The organism is Burkholderia semiarida (genome assembly GCF_029268935.1).
GTDB lineage: Bacteria > Pseudomonadota > Gammaproteobacteria > Burkholderiales > Burkholderiaceae > Burkholderia > Burkholderia semiarida.
In genome coordinates, this window is record NZ_JAHLCL010000005.1 from 902,606 (window position 1) to 909,498 (window position 6,893).

The window sequence follows — 6,893 nt, forward strand, 5'->3', positions numbered from 1 at the left end:
CGCCTGCAACGCTGCTGTACTGTTCCGCACAATTCGCGCCGGACCGGCGTGTGCCGGCGCCGTCGGCACCGTGGCTGCACGGCGGTGCGACGTGACAATCCCCGGGAACAGGTCGATGGACACGTTACAGATGATGCGCATTTTCGTCCGGGTCGCGGAGGAGGGCAGCTTCACGAGCGCGGCCCAGCGTCTGGACATCACGACGGCCTACGCGTCGCGCTCGGTCGCGCAACTCGAAACGCATCTGCGCACGCGCCTGCTCAACCGCAGCACGCGCCGCATCGCGCTGACCGACGCCGGGCAGCGCTATCTCGACCGCTGCCAGCGCATCCTCGGCTATATCGACGAAGCGGAAGCCGAGGCGGCCGATGCACAGGCGAAGCCGTCCGGACGGCTGCGCGTTCATGCGACGACGAGTTTCGGCCAGTCCTACGTGGTGCCTGCGGTCGTGCGCTACCGCGAGCGCTATCCGTCCGTCGCGGTCGAGCTGACGCTGTCGCAGCACGTGCCCGACATCATCGACGAAGGCTACGACGTGTCGCTGCAGTTGAGCACGACGGAGCTACCCGATTCCGGGCTGGTATCGCAGCGGCTCGGTGACGTGGGCAGCGTGCTGTGCGCGTCGCCTGCCTACCTGAAGGCGCGCGGCACGCCGCGCACGGTCAGCGATCTCGCCGGGCATGCGTGCCTGCGGCTCGTCACGCCGCTCTTTCCGCGCGACCGCTGGCATCTCGACGGCCCGAACGGCCGCGAAACGTTCGAGCTGCCGGTACCGGATTTCGAAGTGAATATCGCCGATGCGCTCGGCGCCGCGCTGCGCGCGGGGCTCGGGATCGGCTCGCTGCCGATGTCCGCGGCGCTGCCCGCGCTCGCGAGCGGCGCACTGGTTCGCGTGCTGCCCGACTACCGGCTGCAGAAGCTGACGGTCTACACGCTGTATGCGTCGCGTCAGTATCTCGATGCGAAGATCCGCACGTTCGTCGATTTCCTGCGGGAGTGCGTGCCCGAAATGCTGGCCGCCGACGAGGCTGCATCGAATGCTTGCTGCGCGTCCCGTCATGCCTGATTCGCGCGAGGGCGCAGCCGCCCGACGATCGAGCAGGTGACGAAGCGCCGCCTCGCACGCGATATCCATTCACGGTATGACGCGCGACAGCGGCACCGCTTCGCCGCGCAGCCTCGCGACGTCGCGGCCCGGCGCATCGCCGAACAGCCGCGCGTATTCGCGACTGAACTGCGACGCGCTCACGTAGCCGACACTTCGGCACGCCTGCCGCGCGTCCATTGCCGCGAGGCACATCAGATGGCGCGCTTCCTGCAGCCGCAGCACCTTCTGGCATTGCAACGGGCTCATCGACGTGACCGCACGAAAGTGATGGTGGAACGTCGACGGGCTCATCCCCACCTGCCGCGCGAGCGAGTCGACCGCCATCGGGTCGAGGTAATGGTCGCGAATCCAGGCGACGGCGCGCGAAATGCGCTGGGTGGTCGAACCGGCGTCGCCGATCTGCGCGACGCGCGCGCCCGACGGGCCGCGCAGCAGCCGGATCAGGATTTCGTCGACGATCAGCGGCGCGAGCAGATCGAGGTCGTCCGGTTGCGCGATCAGGTGCATCAGCCGGGCCACGGCGTCGACGATTTCCGGCGTCGCGTCGTGCGTCGCGAGTGCCCGGCAGTCGACGGCTTTCGGCAGCCCGCGCGGAAACACGCGCGGCGTGAGCGCCGCGATGCGATGCGGATCGAGTGCGAGCTGCACGTAAAGGAACGGCTCGGCCGGGTTCGCGCGTGTCACACGTCCGGTCACGGGCAGGTCGGCGGTTGCGACCAGCATCCGCGATGCGTCGATCGTGTAGGTATCGTCGCCGACCCGCATCGACTTCGCGCCTTGCCCGACGATGCTCAGGCACGCGTGGTGCACGCCGTGGCTCCACTGCGCCGGCGGCGCGCAAGCACGCGCGATGCGCATGCCGCGCAGCGGGAGGTCGAACATGCCGTCGTGCGGCGCGTACGCGGCGATCAGCGCCGCGAGCCGGGCCGCGGGCGACCGGGCTGGCGACCAACCATCATGATCCGGCGGCGTGCGCGGTTGCGGTGGCGTTCGGGCGTCGATTTCCATGTTGCATGAGCGGTTGACGGAGTGGGCGATGCGATGCGCGGCTGCCGTCCCCTGTCGAGGTGCTGGCACGGCGATCAATCGTACTGTGAAGTTGCGTGCGCAGGATTGCCTAAACCTGTCCGAAATTAGCCCGATCATCCGGACCTGCATGCTCGACGGATGCGTCACGCGCCGTTGCACGGTGTGCGGCGCACAAATTCGGAAATTAAGGCAAAACAATCGCAGGATCGGGCAAGCCATTTCCCGGCGGTTTCCCTACCATTGCACCTGCTGAAGAAATGCGATTCAGCGTGCCCGGATGGCGCGGGCAATACCGTGCGCGTGATGCGCGGTCGCCGCCGGCCTTGTCGCGTGCGTCGCCGCGGCGAATCGCCGGGAAAGACTCAGGACTGCTATTGAACGATCGTGCATCGGGCTTGCCGAGGCCGGTTTGCGTCCGTTGCAAGCCGGATCGCGCCTGTCGCGCACGGGCCGACCGATCCGGATGAGCCGGCGTCGGGGCCGCCGCATTGGCCGGCTCGATGCGGGCCGGCGCGCGGCGCGGCGTCCGGTGCAGGTATACGGGCAGTCGTGCGCGCAGGGGAATCCGGAGAAATGGACCAACTTCAATCGATTCGGGCATTCGTGACGGTGGCAAGGGAAGGCGGGTTTCGTCGGGCGGCGACGCGCTTGCGCGTGTCGACGGCGATGGCGAGCCGGCTCGTCGAAGCGCTCGAGACGCGCCTCGGCGCGCGCTTGCTTCAACGCAGCACGAGCCATCAGTCGCTGACCGAAATCGGCGAGCTGTATCTCGCGCGCGTCGAGCGGATCCTCGGTGCGATCGACGAGATCGACGGCCGTTTCGTCGCGATGGGCAGCAAGCCGGAAGGCGTATTGCGCGTGGCCGCACCGGTTGCGTTCGGGCTCAGCCAGTTGAGCGCGTTGCTCGATCGTTTCGTGCACCGGTTTCCGGACGTGCGGCCGACCGTGACGCTGACCGATGCCCATGTCGACCTGACCGCCGAGGACATCGACGTCGCGTTCCTGACGGATGGCATGCCGGTGTCCGGCGCGCACGCGTTGCATACGCTGGCTGCGTACGAATCCGTGCGCGTCGCGGCGCCGGCTTACGTCGCCGCGCACGGCGGCGCGGCTGCGTCGGGCGACTGGCCGGACATCGCGGCCGTGCGGCTGGAGCGGGCGGCGGCCGACGACGACCGCGCGGCCGGGATTCGATTCGGTGTAGCACCCGGCAATACGGGCGTCGGCCATCTCGAGATGGTGCGGCGACTCGCCGTCGCCGGCATGGGCGCGGCGGTGCTGCCCGCGTATCTCGTCGATGCCGATCTGGCGGCCGGCACACTGGTGCGCGTGGCCCCGGTCCACCCGCTCGCGCCCGTCACGCTGAAGCTCGCGCATGCGCGTGCCGCGCGTCTGCCGGCTGCCGCGCGCGCGTTCATCGAATTCGCCGGCGCCGCATTTCGACCCGCGCGCTAGCGGTCTGGCCGAATCCATGGCAACGCGATCCCGCCGGAGGCGCGGGCTCGCCGTTCTTTTTCGGAAGCAGTTCGGCACACGAACGCTCCGCAGGGTGCAACGCACACCCGCAACACGCGTCCGCATCCGCGGCGGACAGGAAGCTGCAGGTCCGCCGCGCGTCAGGGCCATGAGGAGATCTGATGATTCCCATTGAAGGTCGTCTAATTGTGAGAGGTCGCTCCATGCGCGTCGAACGGGTTCCATACCGCTTAATCACTGCCGCAACGGCTGCCGTTTTCCTGGCTGCCTGCGGAAAAAAAGAATCGGCACCGCCGCCGCAAACACCGGAAGTCGGCGTCGTTACCGTCCAGCCGCAAGCCGTGCCGGCCGTGACCGAACTGCCGGGCCGCACCAGCGCATTCCTCGTCGCGCAAGTGCGGGCGCGGGTCGACGGCATCGTGCTGCGCCGTGAATTCACCGAAGGCACCGACGTCAAGGCCGGTCAGCGCCTCTACAAGATCGATCCGGCGCCGTACATCGCGGCGCTGAACAGCGCGAAGGCGACGCTCGCGAAGGCGCAGGCGAACCTCGTCACGCAGAACGCGCTGGTCGCGCGCTACAAGGTGCTGGTCGCCGCGAACGCGGTCAGCAAGCAGGACTACGACAACGCGGTGGCCACGCAAGGCCAGGCCGCGGCGGACGTCGCGGCCGGCAAGGCGGCGGTCGACACCGCGCAGATCAACCTCGGCTATACGGATGTCGTGTCGCCGATCAGCGGCCGCGTCGGCATCTCGCAGGTCACGCCGGGCGCCTACGTGCAGGCGAGCCAGGCGACGCTGATGTCGACCGTGCAGCAGCTCGATCCGGTGTACGTCGACCTCACGCAGTCGAGCCTCGAAGGGCTGAAGCTGCGGCAGGACGTGCAGAGCGGCCGTCTGAAGACGAGCGGCCCGGGCGCGGCGAAGGTGTCGCTGATCCTGGAGGACGGCAAGACCTACTCGGAGCCAGGCAAGCTGCAGTTCTCGGACGTGACGGTCGACCAGACCACCGGCTCGGTGACGATCCGCGCGGTGTTCCCGAACCCGGGCCGCGTGCTGCTGCCGGGGATGTTCGTGCGCGCACGCATCGAGGAAGGTGTGAACGAGAACGCGTTCCTGGTGCCGCAGATCGGCGTCACGCACGACCAGAAGGGGCAGGCGATCGCACTCGTCGTGACCGCGGCCAACAAGGTCGAGCCGCGTCCGTTGACGACGACCGGCACGTACGGCCCGAACTGGATTGTGGAAGGCGGTCTGCAGGCGGGCGATCACGTGATCGTGCAGGGCGTCGACAAGGTGCGCCCGGGCGCGACCGTGAAGACCGTCGCCGCGCAGCTCGCCCCGGCGCCGGACGCCGCATCCGCCACATCGGCAGGCGCCGCGCCGGCAAGCGCCGCGCCGGCGACTACCGCGGCCAGCGCCGCAGCGAGCTCGGCCGCCGCGTCGAGCGCGCAATAACAGGGAGTCCGTTTCATGGCCAAGTTCTTTATCGATCGCCCGATCTTCGCGTGGGTGATCGCGATCGTGCTGATGCTGGCCGGCGTCGCATCGATCTTCAAGATGCCGATCGCGCAGTATCCTACGATCGCACCGCCGACGATCCAGATCCAGGCGAACTATCCGGGCGCTTCCGCGAAGACCGTGGAAGATACGGTCACGCAGGTGATCGAGCAGCAGATGAGCGGTCTCGACAACTTCCTGTACATGTCGTCGACGAGCGACGATTCGGGCAACGCGACGATCACGCTGACCTTCTCGCCGGGCACGAACCCGGACGTCGCGCAGGTGCAGGTGCAGAACAAGCTGTCGCTCGCGACGCCGAACCTGCCCCAGGTCGTGCAGCAGCTCGGCATGCAGGTCACGAAATCCAGCAGCAACTGGCTGATGTGGTTCGCGTTCAACTCCGAGGACGGCCGGATGTCGAAGGAGGATCTGACGAACTACGTGGCGTCGCACGTGCTCGACCCGCTGAGCCGCGTGAACGGCGTCGGCCAGACGCTGCTGCTCGGTTCGCAGTTCTCGATGCGGATCTGGCTCGACCCGGTCAAGCTGACCAACTACAGCCTCACGCCGACCGACGTGACGGCCGCGATCACGCAGCAGAACGTGCAGATCGCGGGCGGCCAGATCGGCGGCACGCCGGCGAAGCCGGGCACCGTGCTGCAGGCGACGATCACCGAATCGACGCTGCTGCGCACGCCCGAGCAGTTCGGCAACATCCTGCTGAAGGTCAACCAGGACGGCTCGCAGGTTCGCCTGAAGGACGTCGGCCGCGCGGCGCTGGGTTCGGAGAACTACACGTTCGACACGAAGTACATGGGACAGCCGACGGCCGGCCTCGGTATCCAGCTCGCGACCGGCGCGAATGCGCTGGCGACCGCGAACGCGCTGCGGGCCAAGATCGACGAGCTGTCGAAGTACTTCCCGCATGGTCTCGTCGTGCACTACCCGTACGATACGACGCCGTTCGTGCGCCTGTCGATCGAGGAAGTGGTCAAGACGCTGATCGAGGGCATCGTGCTCGTGTTCCTCGTGATGTACCTGTTCCTGCAGAATCTTCGGGCGACGATCATCCCGACGATCGCGGTGCCGGTCGTGCTGCTCGGCACGTTCGCGATCATGGGTATCGTCGGCTTCTCGATCAACACGCTGTCGATGTTCGGCCTCGTGCTGGCGATCGGCCTGCTGGTCGACGATGCGATCGTGGTGGTCGAGAACGTCGAACGGGTGATGGCCGAGGAGGGGTTGTCGCCGAAGGAGGCGACCCGCAAGGCGATGGGGCAGATCACCGGCGCACTCGTCGGCGTGGCGCTCGTGCTGTCGGCGGTGTTCGTGCCGGTGGCGTTCTCCGGCGGCTCGGTCGGCGCGATCTATCGTCAGTTCTCGCTGACGATCGTGTCGGCGATGGTGCTGTCGGTGCTGGTCGCGTTGATTCTCACGCCGGCGCTGTGCGCGACGATCCTGAAGCCGATCGAGAAGGGGCATCACGAAGAGAAGAAGGGTTTCTTCGGCTGGTTCAACCGGACTTTCGATCGCAGCCGGGATCGCTACACGAGCGGCGTGAACCACGTGATTCGGCGCTCGGGCCGCTGGCTCGTGATCTACCTCGCCGTGTTCCTCGCGGTCGGCGTGATGTTCGCGCGCCTGCCGAAGTCGTTCCTGCCCGATGAAGACCAGGGCTACATGTTCATGATCGTGCAGACGCCGTCCGGCTCCACGCAGGAAACGACCGGCAGGACGCTCGACAACATCAACACGTACCTGACCACCGCGGAGAAGGA

At 67.5% G+C, this 6,893-nt stretch carries 4 protein-coding genes and 1 pseudogene; 4 read left to right on the forward strand and 1 reads right to left on the reverse strand.

The features are described from left to right. Positions 1–115: 115 nt before the first annotated feature. Positions 116–1,066 carry a LysR family transcriptional regulator gene (locus tag KPB06_RS10870; RefSeq protein WP_059579558.1) on the forward strand — a complete coding sequence of 317 codons (951 nt, stop codon included), beginning with the start codon at positions 116–118 and terminating at the stop codon, positions 1,064–1,066. Positions 1,067–1,135: 69 nt separating this feature from the next. On the opposite strand, the gene KPB06_RS10875 is transcribed toward KPB06_RS10870, so the two are convergent. Beyond that, positions 1,136–2,116 carry an AraC family transcriptional regulator gene (locus KPB06_RS10875; RefSeq protein WP_181035513.1) on the reverse strand — a complete coding sequence of 327 codons (981 nt, stop codon included), beginning with the start codon at positions 2,114–2,116 and terminating at the stop codon, positions 1,136–1,138. A 594-nt stretch (positions 2,117–2,710) separates the two neighbouring features. Here KPB06_RS10875 and KPB06_RS10880 point away from each other — a divergent pair. The 3 genes and pseudogenes from KPB06_RS10880 to KPB06_RS10890 all read left to right on the forward strand — a co-directional run. Then, positions 2,711–3,592: a LysR family transcriptional regulator gene (locus KPB06_RS10880; RefSeq protein ID WP_275905449.1), complete on the forward strand. Its 882-nt coding sequence runs from the start codon at positions 2,711–2,713 to the stop codon at positions 3,590–3,592. Between the two features lie 224 nt (positions 3,593–3,816). Continuing rightward, positions 3,817–5,070 carry an efflux RND transporter periplasmic adaptor subunit gene (locus tag KPB06_RS10885; protein ID WP_059579563.1) on the forward strand — a complete coding sequence of 418 codons (1,254 nt, stop codon included), beginning with the start codon at positions 3,817–3,819 and terminating at the stop codon, positions 5,068–5,070. Between the two features lie 15 nt (positions 5,071–5,085). Beyond that, positions 5,086–6,893: pseudogene (locus KPB06_RS10890) on the forward strand (efflux RND transporter permease subunit); the annotation flags it as partial.

Coding starts and splice junctions, on each gene's coding strand:
- KPB06_RS10870 (WP_059579558.1), top strand. CDS start 116: ATGGACACGTTACAGATGATGCGCATTTTCGTCCGGGTCGCGGAGGAG.
- KPB06_RS10875 (WP_181035513.1), bottom strand. CDS start 2,116: ATGGAAATCGACGCCCGAACGCCACCGCAACCGCGCACGCCGCCGGAT.
- KPB06_RS10880 (WP_275905449.1), top strand. CDS start 2,711: ATGGACCAACTTCAATCGATTCGGGCATTCGTGACGGTGGCAAGGGAA.
- KPB06_RS10885 (WP_059579563.1), top strand. CDS start 3,817: ATGCGCGTCGAACGGGTTCCATACCGCTTAATCACTGCCGCAACGGCT.